Annotated in this window: 18 protein-coding genes; 7 read left to right on the top strand and 11 right to left on the bottom strand. The window is 70.6% G+C overall.

Annotation, left to right across the window (positions count from 1 at the left end; all coding sequences use genetic code 11):
• The 4 genes from E1294_RS25205 to E1294_RS25220 form a co-directional block, all read right to left on the bottom strand.
• Positions 1-1,171, bottom strand: a 1,171-nt coding sequence (locus E1294_RS25205) for a conjugal transfer protein (protein ID WP_132512146.1), incomplete at its 3' end; no start/stop codon positions are given.
• Positions 1,172-1,224: 53 nt separating this feature from the next.
• Entirely contained in the window at positions 1,225-1,470 is a 246-nt protein-coding gene (locus tag E1294_RS25210) for a hypothetical protein (protein ID WP_132512273.1), read from the bottom strand.
• A gap of 80 nt (positions 1,471-1,550) precedes the next feature.
• Entirely contained in the window at positions 1,551-2,270 is a 720-nt protein-coding gene (locus tag E1294_RS25215) for a conjugal transfer protein (protein ID WP_246083260.1), read from the bottom strand.
• A gap of 625 nt (positions 2,271-2,895) precedes the next feature.
• A complete protein-coding gene (locus E1294_RS25220) occupies positions 2,896-3,195 on the bottom strand; it encodes a hypothetical protein (protein ID WP_132512148.1) in 300 nt (99 codons plus the stop codon).
• A gap of 284 nt (positions 3,196-3,479) precedes the next feature.
• Here E1294_RS25220 and E1294_RS25225 point away from each other — a divergent pair, with 284 nt between their 5' ends.
• Complete coding sequence (locus E1294_RS25225; RefSeq protein ID WP_165977465.1) at positions 3,480-3,836, top strand: iron chaperone; 357 nt, start codon at positions 3,480-3,482, stop codon at positions 3,834-3,836.
• Between the two features lie 44 nt (positions 3,837-3,880).
• Here E1294_RS25225 and ychF read toward each other — a convergent pair whose 3' ends face one another.
• Positions 3,881-4,957, bottom strand: coding sequence for a redox-regulated ATPase YchF (gene ychF, locus E1294_RS25230; protein WP_132512152.1), 1,077 nt, complete (start codon positions 4,955-4,957; stop codon positions 3,881-3,883).
• An 11-nt stretch (positions 4,958-4,968) separates the two neighbouring features.
• Positions 4,969-5,700, bottom strand: coding sequence for a hypothetical protein (locus E1294_RS25235; RefSeq protein WP_132512154.1), 732 nt, complete (start codon positions 5,698-5,700; stop codon positions 4,969-4,971).
• A gap of 95 nt (positions 5,701-5,795) precedes the next feature.
• Here E1294_RS25235 and E1294_RS25240 point away from each other — a divergent pair, with 95 nt between their 5' ends.
• Both E1294_RS25240 and E1294_RS25245 read left to right on the top strand, forming a co-directional pair.
• The gene (locus E1294_RS25240; protein ID WP_132512156.1) at positions 5,796-7,067 is read left to right on the top strand and encodes a DNA recombination protein RmuC; all 1,272 of its coding nucleotides are present in this window, start codon (positions 5,796-5,798) and stop codon (positions 7,065-7,067) included.
• 14 nt (positions 7,068-7,081) lie between these two features.
• Positions 7,082-7,591, top strand: coding sequence for a DUF6542 domain-containing protein (locus E1294_RS25245; RefSeq protein ID WP_132512158.1), 510 nt, complete (start codon positions 7,082-7,084; stop codon positions 7,589-7,591).
• Here E1294_RS25245 and E1294_RS25250 read toward each other — a convergent pair.
• Positions 7,546-8,964 carry a hypothetical protein gene (locus tag E1294_RS25250; RefSeq protein ID WP_132512160.1) on the bottom strand — a complete coding sequence of 473 codons (1,419 nt, stop codon included), beginning with the start codon at positions 8,962-8,964 and terminating at the stop codon, positions 7,546-7,548. The genes E1294_RS25245 and E1294_RS25250 overlap by 46 nt on opposite strands.
• Positions 8,965-9,039: 75 nt before the next feature.
• Positions 9,040-10,005, bottom strand: coding sequence for a 4-hydroxy-3-methylbut-2-enyl diphosphate reductase (locus E1294_RS25255; protein WP_132512162.1), 966 nt, complete (start codon positions 10,003-10,005; stop codon positions 9,040-9,042).
• Positions 10,006-10,106: 101 nt separating this feature from the next.
• Here E1294_RS25255 and E1294_RS25260 point away from each other — a divergent pair, with 101 nt between their 5' ends.
• From E1294_RS25260 to E1294_RS54740, 3 genes are read left to right on the top strand one after another with little or no spacing between them, the layout of a single operon-like run.
• Positions 10,107-10,976, top strand: a complete 870-nt coding sequence (locus E1294_RS25260; protein WP_132512164.1) for a hypothetical protein — start codon at positions 10,107-10,109, stop codon at positions 10,974-10,976.
• 59 nt (positions 10,977-11,035) lie between these two features.
• On the top strand, positions 11,036-12,274 hold the full coding sequence (gene xseA / locus E1294_RS25265) for an exodeoxyribonuclease VII large subunit (protein WP_132512166.1): 1,239 nt from the start codon (positions 11,036-11,038) through the stop codon (positions 12,272-12,274).
• A gap of 9 nt (positions 12,275-12,283) precedes the next feature.
• Positions 12,284-12,427, top strand: coding sequence for a hypothetical protein (locus E1294_RS54740; RefSeq protein WP_220447927.1), 144 nt, complete (start codon positions 12,284-12,286; stop codon positions 12,425-12,427).
• A 66-nt stretch (positions 12,428-12,493) separates the two neighbouring features.
• Here the strand turns inward: E1294_RS54740 and E1294_RS25275 are convergent, their stop codons facing one another.
• Positions 12,494-13,126, bottom strand: coding sequence for a TetR/AcrR family transcriptional regulator (locus tag E1294_RS25275; protein ID WP_220447928.1), 633 nt, complete (start codon positions 13,124-13,126; stop codon positions 12,494-12,496).
• Positions 13,127-13,208: 82 nt separating this feature from the next.
• Between E1294_RS25275 and E1294_RS25280 the strand changes: the two genes are divergently transcribed.
• The gene (locus tag E1294_RS25280) at positions 13,209-13,619 is read left to right on the top strand and encodes a nitroreductase family deazaflavin-dependent oxidoreductase (RefSeq protein WP_246083261.1); all 411 of its coding nucleotides are present in this window, start codon (positions 13,209-13,211) and stop codon (positions 13,617-13,619) included.
• Between the two features lie 122 nt (positions 13,620-13,741).
• Here E1294_RS25280 and E1294_RS25285 read toward each other — a convergent pair whose 3' ends face one another.
• Positions 13,742-13,978 carry an exodeoxyribonuclease VII small subunit gene (locus E1294_RS25285; protein ID WP_132512172.1) on the bottom strand — a complete coding sequence of 79 codons (237 nt, stop codon included), beginning with the start codon at positions 13,976-13,978 and terminating at the stop codon, positions 13,742-13,744.
• A gap of 108 nt (positions 13,979-14,086) precedes the next feature.
• Positions 14,087-14,617, bottom strand: a complete 531-nt coding sequence (locus tag E1294_RS25290; protein ID WP_132512174.1) for a DUF4245 domain-containing protein — start codon at positions 14,615-14,617, stop codon at positions 14,087-14,089.
• Positions 14,618-14,619: the final 2 nt, after the last annotated feature.

The raw sequence follows: 14,619 nt of genomic DNA on the forward strand, positions 1-14,619 counted from the left end.
AGAGGTGTATAAGAGACAGGGGCAGGGGCTTGGCGTCGGGGTTGAGCGGCGGCCAGATCCGTTGTGTGCCCGTCAGCACCAGGGCCGGACCCAGCCGGGGCGGCTGCCCCTTCCTGTGCTGATCGCGCGCGACCTCGTCCTCGTGCCGCCCGCTGTCCTGACGCTGCCCTCCGTCCTGGCGTCGTCCCCCGTCCTGGCGGTGTCCCCCGTCGTCGCGAGCATCGTGGCGCGCATCGTCACGGGCATCGCGGGGGCGCTCGGCCGGTGCGGGCTCCGGTGTCGCGGCGGGCGCGTCGGCGCTCGCCGCGAGTCTTCTCAACCTCCGCAGTGCCTCGGTGTCGATCGGCTTCCCGGCGACGGGCTTGCGGCTCTCCGCCGTCTTGATCGGCACCACCGCGTCCCGCGCGGCCCGCGCCTCGGCGTCCGTCTCTCCGAACGATGCTCGCCTGTCACCGGGCTCCGGCGCGGCGGCGGGTCCGGCGGCGGACGGCACGGGCGAGCGGTCGTGACGGCGTTCAGCGCCGCCTGAGAGCCCCTTCTCGCGCCGGATCACGCCTCCCGCGGTGGCACGTGCCGGGGAGGGGGGCGCCTGGTGTGCCTGCGCCTTGAGCGCCGGCGCGGTGCCGCGGCGCGTGCCCCAGCCGCCGCGCGCGCCGGGCTGCTCGCCCACCGGGGCCTGCGCGGCAGCGGCAGCGGCGGCGGCCACGGCGGGCCGCACCTGGCGAGGCCCGGTGATCCGCTGGCCCTCGCGCCTGCGCTGCGCCTGGCGGGCCTTGCGCGGCTTCTTCGACTTGACCCTGGCGGGGGTGGCACGCCAGACGCGAGCGGAGAACGTGATGGTCTCGGGCTCGGCGCCGGGCGCGAGGCGGTACCAGGCTCTGGGCTGGCCGAGGTAGCGGAGCTGGGACTCGAGCAGCTCGGTGAGCCGCTTGCCCTCGATGACGGGACGGGTGGACAACCACGTCACGATTCCGGGCGGGACGAGGAACAACACGTGCCACGGCATCTCCACCGGCACGCCCACCAGGACCAGCAGGAGCGACCACGGAACGAACACCCCGACGAAGACGCCGATCCAGACGATCGGCAGCGGCATCGGCAGGCGTAGGTCGTACAGCTTGTACAGCCGCTTCTCTATCCGCCAGATGTTCGTATACGTGGGCAGGTCCACACGGCCCTCCTCTCGCCCGCTCGTTCATGACCGCCGGGGAGCGGTCTCAACCCTTACGTGATGCCCAGTGCGCCCGCGATCGCCTTCGCCGTCACCTCGATGATGTTGGGAACGTAGAAGATCACTCCGATGGCCACGGCCAAGATGAGGAACTGCACGAACCGCGTGATCTCGCGGGTGAAGAGGAAGAACAGCGCGACCACGGAGACGACGACCAGGAACAGCGGCGCGAAGAACGCGCGCAGGAAGTCGGCGAGCCCTCCGGTGTCGATGCCGGTCGGCACCGGTGTCGGCGTCATCTCGATCAAGGTGAGCAGTACGGTCTTATAGGTCACTTCTTGTCCTCCCGGGGGGTACCGATCAGCAGCGTGGCCATGCCCTAATCAGCAACCCGGCCGGCGCCGCGGATGTCGGCGACGAACCACTTGTCGCCCTGCTTCTCGACGGTCAGGCGATAGGCTTGCTCCAGACGCCCGCCGGCCGCCGCGGGGTCGGTGGAGTCGGGAGTGGGCGGGACGTCGCCGTTCGGCACGGTCCACACCACCACCGCCTGGATCTCTCTGGTGGCACCCCCCACAGGCACCACGACTTCTTTGAGCTCTGCGAAGGTGAAGGCGCCACCGAAGCTCGGCAGGCTCTTGCCGGCGGCGACGTAGCGCTGCAGCCCGGCGGCGTCACCGTCGGCGTAGTCCTTGAAGAAGCCCTCCAGCTGCGGCTTGAGCTCGGCCGCCGCCGCGTCGTCGGTTTCGGGCTCGGCCACCTGGGGAAGGTCGGCCGGGGCCGGAGCGGGCAGGATCGCCGGACGCCCTGAGACGACGAACCTTTCCCCGGCGTCGTCGCCGGAGAAGTAGATCGGGACCGACAACATCATCCTGCGCGGGCCGGTCTGGAAGGCCACGCTCGCCACCGCGTTGTGGGCGTCGGTCGCCTCGATGTCGTAGGCCTGGATGGCGACGGCCGCCAGCTTGCCGAAGCCGTCCCAGCCCATTTGCGGGTCCATGCCCTGGGCCAGGAACGCGGCGAGTTTGCTGGACCTGCTCGCCGCGTCGTCGGGATTGAAATTAAGGTAGACGCCCGCGAACTGGGCGGCGAATGCCATGCCACGCTCGGTGGGGAATCCATGGTGCTCCTGCGCCGCAACGTTGGGCGCGACAACCTCTTGCTGGGTAAACCTCTCAAATGGGGCACGAATCCCATTCACCACGACAACCACAATAAGTGCCCAGAGAATGATGCGGCCGGTCCATACCAGCCACCGTCCGCCGCCGCCCGACCAGCCGCCGCGCCGGGGCCGGCGAGGCGGCGGCGCGGCGAAGTCGTCTGTGTCGAGGCGCGCGGAAAGCTCGGGCTCGCCAGCGATCCGAGGATCGTGCTGGACGGTAGACCTACGAGCCATCACGCCTCCGCTCGCGCCGATCCCCCCGGCTGGCGCGGTGTCGTCCGTTGCCGATCCCCATCATCCGCGGTGAAGTAGTCACCCTATCCGGTCTCCGCCATTGTTCCAGGAAAGCCACGCCCATGCTGCGGCATGACCGTCCTCACGGCAAACCGGGCCCTCATGACAGGCCCCAGACCCGATTCCAGTGAGTTCCCGGTGTAAACGGCTTTTGACCAGGCCAAACGCCTAAAATCGCATAGCGCGGCGGCCACGGATTCCTGTCCAAATCGCGCAAGGACTCTCGCGACCTGCGGATTCGGCATAGGTCACGAACGGAGGCGGAGCGTCAGGCGGGCTCAGGGTCCTGCGACGAGTGCGGCCGGCGCCTGCTCTCCAGGTCGACGACCGTCGGCTGCACCGCCCGTTCCAGGGAGCCGCGGAGATCGGCCAGCATGCCCGCGGGACCCTGCTCGCGCATGCGGGTCGCCATCTCGTCGCGCTCGTCGACCTTCCTGCGGAGGTACGCCTCGCGGTTGACCCGCAGGCCGTACATGAGCTCGACCCTGATCAGGGCCAGCTCCTCCTCGAGGCTGATGCCCGTGAGCGTGGGTGCGGGGCGTCGTTTCCGAATGATGCGACGGATCATGAGGGTCTCCCGAGTCAGCGTGAACGCCGTGACGATTCGACGCGCGGACGCCCGCAGAGGTTGACGCATCACTCGTCCCGGGATCAGACGTCCATGCCCTTCCCGGGACCGCCCGGTCAGACGTTGAAGCGGAAACTGCACCGGGTTCCAGCACGGAGGACCATCTGAGTGATCGGGCCTGGCAAGGCCAGCCGCACCAATCACGTCCGCCTCCCAGGACCCGCTTCCGGAGACCGGCGAACGGACGCAGGTAGAGTTTCCTCACCTGAGAGGAAGGCATAGACATGGCAACTATCCCTGATCACGACTCCTACATCGCCGCTGCGCCGGAGGCGTTCCGCCCGGTTCTCAACCACCTCCGGGACCTCCTGCGCGGGGCTCTCCCGGATGCAGAGGAGATGATGGCGTACAACATGCCGGGGTTCAGGATTCGTGGCACGGTCGTCGCGAGCTACGCAGCGTTCAGCAAGCAGGTCGGGCTGTACTTTCTCGCCCCTGCGATCTCAGGTCATGCCGAAGAGATCGCGGAAACGGGCCTCAGAGCGAGCAAGACCGGCGTCACCTTCCCGCCGCGCAAGCCGGTCCCGGATGATCTCGTGACACGGCTCGCACAAGCATCAAGCAAGTACGTTGACGGCTGAGGCCCTCTGCCGCAGATTCGCGTGGCTCCGGAGGTGCGAGGTCACTACACGTTGAACCTGAACTCCACCACATCGCCGTCGCGCATGACGTAGTCCTTGCCCTCGATGCGGGCCTTGCCCGCTGACCTGGCGCCGGCGATGGAACCCGCCTCGACCAGCTCGTCGAAGGAGACGACCTCGGCCTTGATGAAGCCGCGCTGGAAGTCGGTGTGGATCACGCCGGCCGCCTCCGGCGCCGTGGCGCCCTTGCTGATCGTCCAGGCCCTGGTCTCCTTCGGGCCGGCCGTCAGGTAGGTCTGCAGGCCGAGCGTCTCGAAGCCGACCCTGGCCAGCTGGCGCAGGCCCGACTCCTCCTGGCCGACCGACTGCAGCAGCTCCAGCGCCTCCTCCTCGTCGAGCTCGACCAGCTCGGACTCGATCTTGGCGTCGAGGAAGACGGCCTCGGCCGGCGCGACCAGCGTGGACAGCTGCTCCCTCAGCGCGGAGTCGATCAGCTCGTCGGAGTCGAGGTTGAACACGTACAGGAAGGGCTTGGCCGTCAGCAGGTGCAGCTCGCCCAGCTCGTCGCGGTCAAGGCCGCTCTCGAAGATGGTCTTGCCCGTCTCCAGCACCCTCAGGGCGCCCTCCGCTGCCTCGAGCGCGACCTTCTTGTCCTTGTTGTTGCGCGCCTCCTTCTGCAGGCGCGGGACGGCCTTCTCGACCGTCTGCAGGTCGGCCATGATCAACTCGGTGTTGATGGTCTCGATGTCGCGCTTGGGGGAGATCTCGCCGTCGACGTGGGTGACGTCGGGGTCGTTGAAGACCCGGATGACCTGGCAGATCGCGTCGGTGTCGCGGATGTTGGCGAGGAACTGGTTGCCCCGGCCCTGCCCCTCGGAAGCCCCCTTGACCAGGCCCGCGATGTCGACGAACTCGACCTTGGCGGGCAGGATGCGGGCCGAGCCGAAGATCTCGGCCAGCTTGGGCAGGCGGTCGTCGGGCACGCCCACGATACCCACGTTGGGCTCGATGGTGGCGAACGGGTAGTTCGCGGCGAGCGCGTTGCCGGACTTGGTCAGCGCGTTGAAGAGCGTGGACTTGCCGACGTTGGGCAGGCCGACGATGCCGATGGAAAGACTCACGGACGTCGAGTTTACTGGCTCAGCACGTCCAGACAGGTCACCGGGCGCGGAGCGGAGGCGGAGCGCAGATAACGCTCAGAGCGCGCAGGGCAGTTCGCCGCGGCCGTCTCGAACGACAGCACCCTGGCCCACGCCCGGGCTGAGCCGCAGGCCACCCGGGTGACGTCCGAGCGGTCGGCCACCCGGCTCGGCGGCCGCGCCACGCACGCGCCCCGGTCGAGCACCTGTCCGCCAGGGCCCAGGCAGATCGTCCGGGAGCCGCTGCCGAGGGTGTCCAGGGTGTCCTCGGGGCAGGCGGCGGCGTCGGGCGTGATCGCGACGGCTCTGCCGTACCAGCCGGGCCGGGCGCACGGCCGCTCGCGGCCGTCGAGCGTCACGCAGTCGCCCACCCTGAGCAGGCCGCCGCCACCGCCGGGGGCTCCGGGGTGCGGGTCGAGGAAGTTGCGTACGCACGCCGTACGGCCCGGCCCGACGCGCAGGACGTCGTCGGTGTCCTCAGGGCAGTCACCCGGCCCCGGCGGGTCGGGAGCGATGGCCACCACCTCCGAGACACCGCCGTTGCACGCCGTCAGCGCGAAGTCCCCGGTGACGCACGCGCCCGGCGACCAGCGCAGCGCGGCGGGCCCGGGCGCCCGCTCGTGCCGAAAGCTCTTCCCCGCGCCGGCGATGACGGCCCCGGCCAGCGCCACCAGCGCCACCGCCACCGAGACGCCCACCACCACCTGCTTCGCGAGCGTGTCCATTCCACTACTCTCGGCGACGACGGACGCGGCGCACAAGCGGAACGCCCAAGCGTGTCGGGGGATCCGCGCGCCGGAGTCCTGCAATCATCGATGAAGTGGATGTCATCGCGCTTCTCACAGGTCTCGCCGTCGGGCTGCTCATCGGTTTCCTCCTCGCCAGGACACGAGCGGCGGTGCGGGTGGCCGAGGCCGACGCGCGCGCCAGGTCGGCCGCGGAGAAGCTGGTCTACGTCGAGGAGCAGCTCGCCGAGCGTTTCCAGGCCCTGTCCACGCGCGCGCTCGACGTCAACAACGTGCGCTTCCTCGAGCTGGCCGAGACCAGGCTCGCCGCCAGCCGCGCCGAGGCCACCGGCGACCTGGAGCAGCGAAGGCAGGCCGTCGAGCACCTGGTCGAGCCGCTGAAGGACGCCCTGTCGCGGGTAGAGGCGCAGCTGCGCGACACCGAGTCAGGCCAGCGCGCCGCGCGTGCGGAGCTGGCCAAGCAGATGGAGTTCGTACGCCAGAGCCACGAGCAGCTGCGCTCCCAGACCACCGCCCTGGTCAGGGCCCTGCAGCGGCCCGAGGCGCGCGGCCGGTGGGGTGAGCTCCAGCTGCGCAGGGTCGCCGAGATCGCCGGAATGCAGCGCTACTGCGACTTCGACGAACAGGTCGCCGAGGGCTCCATGCGGCCCGACATGGTCGTCAGGCTGGCCGGCGGCAAGAACATCGTGGTCGACTCCAAGGTGTCGCTGGCGGCCTACCTGGAGGCCGCCGAGGCGTCCGACGAGTCGCTCGCGACGGTCCGGCTCGACGCGCACGCCAGGCACGTGCGCGAGCACATCGACCGGCTGGCCGCCAAGTCCTACTGGCAGGGGTTCAACCCGTCGCCGGAGTTCGTCGTGCTGTTCATCCCCGGCGAGGCGTTCCTGGCGCCCGCCCTCGAACGCGACCCCGGGCTGCTGGAATACGCCATGACGCGGCGGGTGCACATCGCCACGCCGACGACGCTGATCACGATGCTGCGCACCGCGCACTACGCCTGGCAGCAGGCGGCGCTCAGCGAGAACGCGCGGGCGGTGTTCGAGCTGGGCAAGGAGCTGTACGAACGGCTCTCGACCCTGGGCAGGAACGTCGACTCGCTGGGCAGGGCGCTGACGCGGGCCGTGGAGGCGTACAACAAGTCGGTCGGATCGCTCGAAAGCCGCGTGCTGGTCACCGCGCGCAAGCTGCACGATCTGGGCGTCGTCGACGGCGACCTCGACTCCCCCGAGATGCTCGAAGGGCTGCCCAGGCCCCTCGCCTCACCCGAGCTGCTCGAAACCGCTTCTCAGCCAACCTCGTCACTGATTTCGCACCCGAACGGTAAGTTGGCCAACGGGTCGCAGTAAACGGGGGTGGGCCAGTGGCTGGGAAAGGCAGGCGTTCGGCGGTCAAGCTGACCGCGCGCGGCGCCATCGCGCTCTCCCTGGTCGCCACCCTTGCGGGCTACGTGCTGACCGCCCTGCTCGACGTCCCCCACCTGGTGGGCGCCGCGTTCGTCCTGGCCAGCCTGCTGGGCGTGCTGCTGGTCAACCGGCGCGAGCTGCTGTCGCTGGTGGTGACGCCGCCGCTGGTGTTCTTCTGCGCCACGCTCTTCGTCGAGCTCGGGCGGGCGTTCGGCTCGGTGTCGATCGTGCAGTCGCTGGCACTCGGGCTCTACACGTCGCTGACGCAGGGGGCGCCGTGGTTGTTCGCCGGCTCGGCCGCCGTGCTGGGCGTCGCGTGGCGGCGCGGGTTGCGTGACAACGTACGCGATCTGCGCGAGGAGCTGAAGGCCGGCGCGGAGGTGCCGCGACCGCGCCAGCCGTTCGTGCCCGAGCCGGAGGGCTACTTCGAGCCGAAGGTGTACGGCACGCCGCGCGGCGACGACTGAGGCAGGTCACCGGGGGCTCCGGGCGGCCGTCGCACGAGCAGGACGCACGCGGCCACGAACGCCGCCGCCGAGCACGCGAGGACCGTGCGGATGGCCGGCACATACCAGACAGGGCCTTCGACGACCACCTCGTGCACGGGCTCGTCGCCGTCGCCCAGGACGAAGGGCGTGAGCGTGGCGGCGATCACCAGGAAGAGGACGTACACCAGGCCCCAGATGAACACCGCGGCCTGCGTCTGTGGCGTGCCGCCCCGGATCCTGACCCGGCGGGCCAGCACGGTCAGGCCCACGACGGCGGCGGCGAACAGCAGCGCGTAGCCCCGGACGCCGGACGCCGCGTCGTCGAGGAACATGTCGCCGAGGACGGGGTCGCCGGCGAGCTCGTCCCCCTTGAGCCGGGCTTCCTCGTGCGCGACACGCCGCGCCTCGCCGACGGCGACGACGCCGAAGAGGGTGATGACAGGCCCGGCCCAGGCCGAGGAGACGATCAGCGCGGCGGGCGCGCTGCCGTCCGCCCGCGTGCCGGCCGGCTCGGCCACCAGCCGGACCAGCCCCATCAGCAGCAGCACGACGGAGCACAGGCCGAGGAGGAGTGCGGGGCCGGGCATGGCCGTGACGATTCCGGACAGGAGCTCGAGCAGCAGGAGCCCGGGCAGGGCGATGAGCCCTCCCGCGATCAGCACGCCTTTCGACCCGCCTCGCCTGGCCGCCGTCCTGGCGATCGCGGCGAGGCCCGCGGCGACCGCCGCGACCGATACCACCACAGGGAGAGGCGGCTCGGACGCATACGCGTTCAGCAAGGGCTCCGCGACCAGGTAGTACGCGCAGATCACCGCCACCGTCGTCGCGAAGCAGAGCGCGCTCGCCACCAGGATGCGCCGGGTGGACGCGCCGGCCGCGCCGGAGCCCCCGTGCGGCGGGATGGCCCACAGGCCCAGGACGTACGACACCGCGGCGAGGCCGAACAGGACGGTGGTGGACCAGACGTACCAAGGCGCGCCCTCATCCACGGCTCGCGGAAAGAGGGTCAAGGCCCCGAAAAGCGAGAAGCCGAGCTGGCACCCGCCGACCAGCGCCGCCAGCAGCGAGCCCAGCGGCATGCCGCGACGGACCATCACGGCGGCCACGGCCATCAGCGATGCCCCGGCGCCGCAGAACAGGGCGTTGACGAACAGCGGCACCGATGACGGGCTGCTGGGGGCGAACAGTAAGGCCTTGAGGATCGGGACCACGGTGACGAGTGACTTCAGCGCCGATGCCAAGGAGATCTCGTGGAGATTGCGCGGGGGCTCCATCGACACCACGGCGAGATCGAGCCCGACGATCGAAGCGCAGAAGACGCTCACGGATCCGAGCAGGGCGGCCGCCGTCACGTTTTTCCTCATGACGCATTGGACGTCACGGGACGGCCGCCCGGTTCGGGGCGGACGATCATTCGATCGCCGGGGTCAGGAGGCGCGCAGGTCCTTGCGCAGCTCGTGGGGCAGTGCGAAGCGCATGCGCTCGTCGACCGGCTGCACCTCCGTCACGTCGCCGAACCCGTGCTCGGCCAGCCGCGCCAGCACCCCTTCCACGAGCTCTTCCGGAACGGACGCGCCGCTGGTCACACCGACCGTGGTGACGCCGTCGAGCCACTCGTCGCGGATGAGCGTGGCGTCGTCGACGAGGTAGGCGGCCTCGGCGCCGTAGTCTTTCGCCACCTCGACCAGCCGCTTGGAGTTGGAGGAGTTTTCCGAGCCGACCACGATGACCAGCTGCGAGTCGGCGGCGATCTCCTTGACCGCGACCTGCCGGTTCTGGGTGGCGTAGCAGATGTCGTCGCTCGGCGGGTCGATCAGCGTGGGGAAGCGCTCCTTGAGCCGGGCGACCGTCTCGGTGGTCTCGTCGACCGACAGCGTGGTCTGCGACAGCCACACGAGCTTGCTCGGGTCTTTCACCTGCACCTGGTCGACCGCGTCGAGCCCGTCGACCAGCTGGATGTTGTCGGGCGCCTCACCGGAGGTGCCCTCGACCTCCTCGTGGCCCTCGTGCCCGATCAGCAGGATGTCGTAGTCCTGTCCCGCGAACCGCTTCGCCTCGTTGTGCACCTTGGTGACCAGCGGGCAGGTGGCGTCGATGGTGCGCAGCCGGCGGCTCCTGGCCTCCTCGTGGACCACGGGCGCGACGCCGTGGGCGGAGAACACGACGATTTCCCCCTCCGGCACCTCCTCGGTCTCCTCGACGAAGATGGCACCCCTGGCCTCGAGCGTCTTGACGACGTGGGTGTTGTGGACGATCTGCTTGCGCACGTAGATCGGCGCACCATATTGCTCCAAAGCCTTCTCGACCGCTACCACGGCTCGATCGACTCCGGCGCAATAGCCACGCGGCTTGGCTACGAGGACTCGGCGGGAAGTGGGGGTCTGGGGCTCCATACTTCTTATGCTACGTGGAGCGGCCGGTAGGCCCGCGCGTGCGTGGCCGCCCGCGGTTTGCCACACTGGCCGTCCAATACTGACCTCCCAGGGAGACGTACATGTCCCTCAGCGACGTGATACGCAACATCGCCAAAACCGTTACCAACAAGGACGAGCTCAAGGAGAAGGCCAAAGACCTGCCGCTCCTCGTCGCCCAGACCGCGCTCAGCGCCGCCGGGCAGGCAATGCTGCTCGTCGACCGGGTGAAGAACTCCATCAGAGGGGCGGGCGACAAGGAGGAGCGCGAGGAGGAGCACGACTCCCGCCCCGCGGCCGGCCAGGTCGCCGCGCCCGCCGCGGAGGACGAGGAGAAGCCCGCCCGCAAGGAGCCGGTCATCTTCGCCCCGCGCCCGGGGGCCGCCGAGCCGAACGGCACCGGCAAGAGCAGGCCCGACCCGGTCATCTTCGCCCCGGCGGGCAAGACGGAGCCCGCCACCGCCGAGCCCGCCGTCGAGGACAAGCCCACGGTCACGGAGGAGGCCGCCGCCAAGCCGGCCACCGCTGAGGAGACGGCCGTAGCGGCCGAGCCGGCCGCAGGGAAGACGGACGCCGTCGATGGGCCTGCCGCCGCCGCGAAGCCCGCGGCGAAGCCGAAGGCGACGCCGGCCAAGCCCAAGGCCGCGAGGAAGCCCGCCGCCGGGAGATCCGCTGCCAAGGAGCCCGCCGCGGCGACCGAGCCGGCCGCCGCGCCGGAGCCGGCGGCGTCCACGGAGCCGGCCGCCGCGCCCGTGACGGCCGCGGCGACCGACCTGGTCGAGCCGCTGCCCGGCTACGCGGAGCTGACCGTCGCCTCCCTGCGCGCGAGGATGCGGGGAAAGACCGCCGAGCAGATCAGCGGCTTCCTGGCCTACGAGCGGGCGACGAAGGCCAGGGCCGAGGTCATCCGCATGTTCGAGAACCGCCTCGCCAAGCTGCAGGCCGCCGAGTAGAGGGAAGAAACGTTCCGGCCCGCGGGGAAGCGAGCTTCCCCGCCGCGTAGTCTTCCGCCATGACCTCGAAGACCTCGCCCGAGTCTCCCTTGCCGATCCGCACTGTCCTGCAGATGGTGGGCGGCTGGATCGGCAGGCTCGGCACCGTCTGGGTCGAGGGCCAGATCACCGACCTGAGCGCCCGCGGCGGCACGGTGTTCATGACCCTGCGCGACCCGGTCGCCAACGTGTCGGCCAGGGTCACCGCCCCTCGAGGGGTCTATGAGGCGGCCATGCCGAGACCGGCCGACGGCGCCAGGGTGGTCGTGCACGTCAAGCCCGACTTCTGGGTCAACAGAGGATCGTTCGCCTTCACCGCGATGGAGATCCGCCCGGTCGGCGTGGGCGAGCTGCTGGCCAGGCTCGAACGCCTCAGGCAGCTGCTGGCCGCCGAGGGGCTGTTCAACGCCGACAGGAAGCGGCGGCTGCCGTTCCTGCCCGGCACGATCGGGCTCATCTGCGGTCGCGACTCGGCGGCCGAGCGCGACGTGCTGGAGAACTCCCGCAGGCGCTGGCCCGCCGTGCGGTTCAAGGTCGAGGAGGTGGCCGTTCAGGGGCCGTACGCGGTGGGTGAGGTGACCGAGGCGCTGGGCAGGCTCGACGCCGACTCCTCGGTCGACGTGATCGTCATCGCCCGGGGCGGCGGCTCGCTGGAGGACCTGCTGCCGTTCTCCGACGAGACGCTCGTGCGCTCGGTGGCCTCCTGCCGCACCCCCGTGGTGAGCGCGATCGGCCACGAGCAGGACAGCCCCCTGCTCGACCTGGTGGCCGACATACGCGCGTCCACCCCCACCGACGCGGCCAAGAAGGTCGTGCCCGACGTCGGCGAGCAGCTCACGCTGGTGCGCCAGCTGCGCGACCGGGGCCGGCGGGTGTTGAGCGGCTGGCTCGACCGCGAGATGTCATGGCTGACGTCCGTACGGTCGCGGCCGTCGCTGGCCGATCCCGTACGCGAGCTCGAACGAAGGGCCGAGCAGGTGGACGCGCTGCGCGAGCGCGCCAGACGGTCGTTGACCGGTTCGCTCGACCGGGCGTCCGACGACCTCACCCACCTGCGTGCCCGGCTGATCGCCCTCTCGCCTGCCGCCACCTTGGAGCGCGGCTACGCCATCGTGCAGCACCCTTCCGGCGACGTGGTGCGCCGGGCGAAGGACGTCTCCCCCGGCGCCGTGCTGACGATCCGCCTCACGGACGACCGCCTGACCGTACGCGCCGAGGAGCCCGGAGAATCAGCAGGAGAACCAACAAGCGGCGCGTGACTCCGCCGCATGAATATGCAGGTCGCGACGTTCACGCATGCCTGCGTAGGCGTGGAACACGAGGGGCGCGGGCTGGTCATCGAACCCGGTGACGCCGAGGTGATCGACTTCGTACGCGCGGTGCGGCCGCGGCGGGCGTTACGGCATCCATGACGCCCAGGTCAACGAGCGCGGGCCGGCGAGCGTGAACGGGTGGCCGGCCCAGGAGACCGGCCACGGCTACCGCCGGCTGCCACCGGGCGGGACGCTGTAGCCGCAGGTGACCACCGTGGCCAGCTGGGCCAGGCCGGCCTTGATCTCCCCGATCGTCATGCCGCGCTCTTCCTGCTGGAAGGCGATCAGGCGGGCGTTGACGGGCGCGAGGAGCGCGTCGGCCAGGAACGCCCGGTCCGCCTGCGGGCAGGCCTGGGCGAGCAGCGTGGCCAGGTGGACGTGGTGCACCCGGTACGGCCCGCTGTACCGGATGGTCTTGCCACATTTCTCCAGCTGCACGAACAGCCCCTGCTGGGCCACGACCCGGTCGACCAGGGCGTCCAGGAACGCGGTGATCCGTTCGGCGGCGGGGGCGCCGGGCCCGAGCGGCGGCGGCCCGGCGAGGAACGCCTCCTGGAACTGCCGCTCCTGATCGTCGATCAGGGCCAGGACCAGCCCGGCGCGGTCGCCGAAGCGCCGGTAGACCGTGCCGACACCGACGCCGGCGACGCGGGCCACCTCGTCGAGCGAGATGTTGTCCGCGCCGTGCTCGGCGATCATCCTGGCGGCCACCTCGATGATCCTCCGTCGGTTTCGGGCGGCGTCGGCCCGTTCCGGCTGGGGCTGCCCGATCACGGGCAAGGTTCGGCGTCCGCGCACGGGGGGAGCATACAGCTTGTAAACGGAGAACTCTCCGATTAATCTCCGAACCGGAGATTTCTCCGATTCCTGAGGAGCCGTGATGAACGATTTCAACCAGCAGGTCATAGACGAGTTCCGCGCCAACGAGGGGCGGGTCGGGGGCATGTTCGGGAAGGCCCACCTGCTGCTGCTCACCACCACCGGAGCCAAGAGCGGCAAGCAGGCGACCACCCCGCTGATGTACGTGCCCGACGGCGACCGCCAGATCGTCATCGCGTCCTCCGGCGGCGCCGACAAGCACCCGGCGTGGTACCACAACCTCCGCGCCACCCCCAACGCCACGGTCGAGGTCGGCACGGACACATTCGAGGCCGGGGCGGTCGCATTGGAGGGCGAGGAACGCGACCAGCTCTACGCGCGGATGGTGGCGCAGGCGCCCCAGTTCGCCGAGTACGAGGCCAAGACCACCCGCCGCATCCCCGTGATCGCCCTCGTGCGCGCCGGCTCCTGACCGCGACCGGCCACAAGGCCTGAGACCGGCCGCAGCAGGAACGGCGACGGAAACGCGGGCCCGGTCGCGGAAGCATTGCGCCGGTCGGACCCCGGGCCGGTCGGACAGGGCGCGGTGGCGGGTCAGAAGGGGGCGTCGCCGGCGTCGTCCGACGTGGGATCGGAGCGGCGGGCCATGGCCGCGGCGAGCTTGACCCGAGCCCCCTGCAGCCACTCCTCGCAGACGGCGGCGAGCTTCTCGCCCCGCTCCCAGAGCTCGATCGACTGCTCCAGGGTGAGCCCGCCGGTCTCCAGGCGGCGCACCACCTCGGTCAGCTCCTCGCGGGCCTGCTCATATGAGGGTGCCTTCTCGTCTGCCACGGCACCCACCCTAGACGCGACGGCACGTGCCCGAGCGCAGGCGTGTACCCGGGCGCGGGCGCGTTCCCGCATCCAAGCGCAGGCGCGTGCCCGGGCGCAGGGCGGTGGTCAGCCCTGGGGGCGTTGCTGGAGGAGGGCGGCCAGCTGGGCCAGCTCGGGCCAGTCGGCGGTGCCGGTGATCACCAGTGTCACGTCGGGCAGGATCCGCACCAGGGTGCGCTGGTTCTTGTCCTCGCGGAAGCGCCGCTCCCACGTGACCCCGCCGATCTGCTGCGTGCCCACGGCCTTGTCGCTGTTGGCCATGCGGCTCGCGAACCCGGCGGGCGGCTTCTCGTCGCTCTGCGCGAACATGGCGTGTTCCCGCTCGGCGGTGGCGTAACCGAGGTAGAGGACCTTGGCGCCGCCCGTGCCTGCGGCGATCCGGTTGCTGTTGGGCACCCATCCGGCCGGGTCGTTCCGCGGCGCCCACACGCCGTAGGGCACCTCGTGACCGAAGTTGGCGACGGTGATGGAGTAGTCGACCCGCGGGATGTGCTCGTCGCGGCTCTGCGGGGTGACCAGCAGGAAAATCCCGGCTCCCACGAGGCAGACCAGCAGGGCTACCGCGTAGCCGTAGAAACCTTCGGTGAACCGTCGCACAC

The sequence above is a fragment of the Nonomuraea diastatica genome, from assembly GCF_004349015.1.
GTDB lineage: Bacteria > Actinomycetota > Actinomycetes > Streptosporangiales > Streptosporangiaceae > Nonomuraea > Nonomuraea diastatica.

Excerpts from the sequence above, each read along its gene's own strand:
- E1294_RS25210 (WP_132512273.1), bottom strand. The coding sequence starts at position 1,470 with ATGACGCCGACACCGGTGCCGACCGGCATCGACACCGGAGGGCTCGCC.
- E1294_RS54740 (WP_220447927.1), top strand. The coding sequence starts at position 12,284 with ATGAATATGCAGGTCGCGACGTTCACGCATGCCTGCGTAGGCGTGGAA.
- xseA (WP_132512166.1), top strand. The coding sequence starts at position 11,036 with ATGACCTCGAAGACCTCGCCCGAGTCTCCCTTGCCGATCCGCACTGTC.
- E1294_RS25260 (WP_132512164.1), top strand. The coding sequence starts at position 10,107 with ATGTCCCTCAGCGACGTGATACGCAACATCGCCAAAACCGTTACCAAC.
- E1294_RS25255 (WP_132512162.1), bottom strand. The coding sequence starts at position 10,005 with ATGGAGCCCCAGACCCCCACTTCCCGCCGAGTCCTCGTAGCCAAGCCG.
- E1294_RS25220 (WP_132512148.1), bottom strand. The coding sequence starts at position 3,195 with ATGATCCGTCGCATCATTCGGAAACGACGCCCCGCACCCACGCTCACG.
- E1294_RS25235 (WP_132512154.1), bottom strand. The coding sequence starts at position 5,700 with ATGGACACGCTCGCGAAGCAGGTGGTGGTGGGCGTCTCGGTGGCGGTG.
- E1294_RS25215 (WP_246083260.1), bottom strand. The coding sequence starts at position 2,270 with ATGGCATTCGCCGCCCAGTTCGCGGGCGTCTACCTTAATTTCAATCCC.
- E1294_RS25225 (WP_165977465.1), top strand. The coding sequence starts at position 3,480 with ATGGCAACTATCCCTGATCACGACTCCTACATCGCCGCTGCGCCGGAG.
- E1294_RS25280 (WP_246083261.1), top strand. The coding sequence starts at position 13,209 with ATGAACGATTTCAACCAGCAGGTCATAGACGAGTTCCGCGCCAACGAG.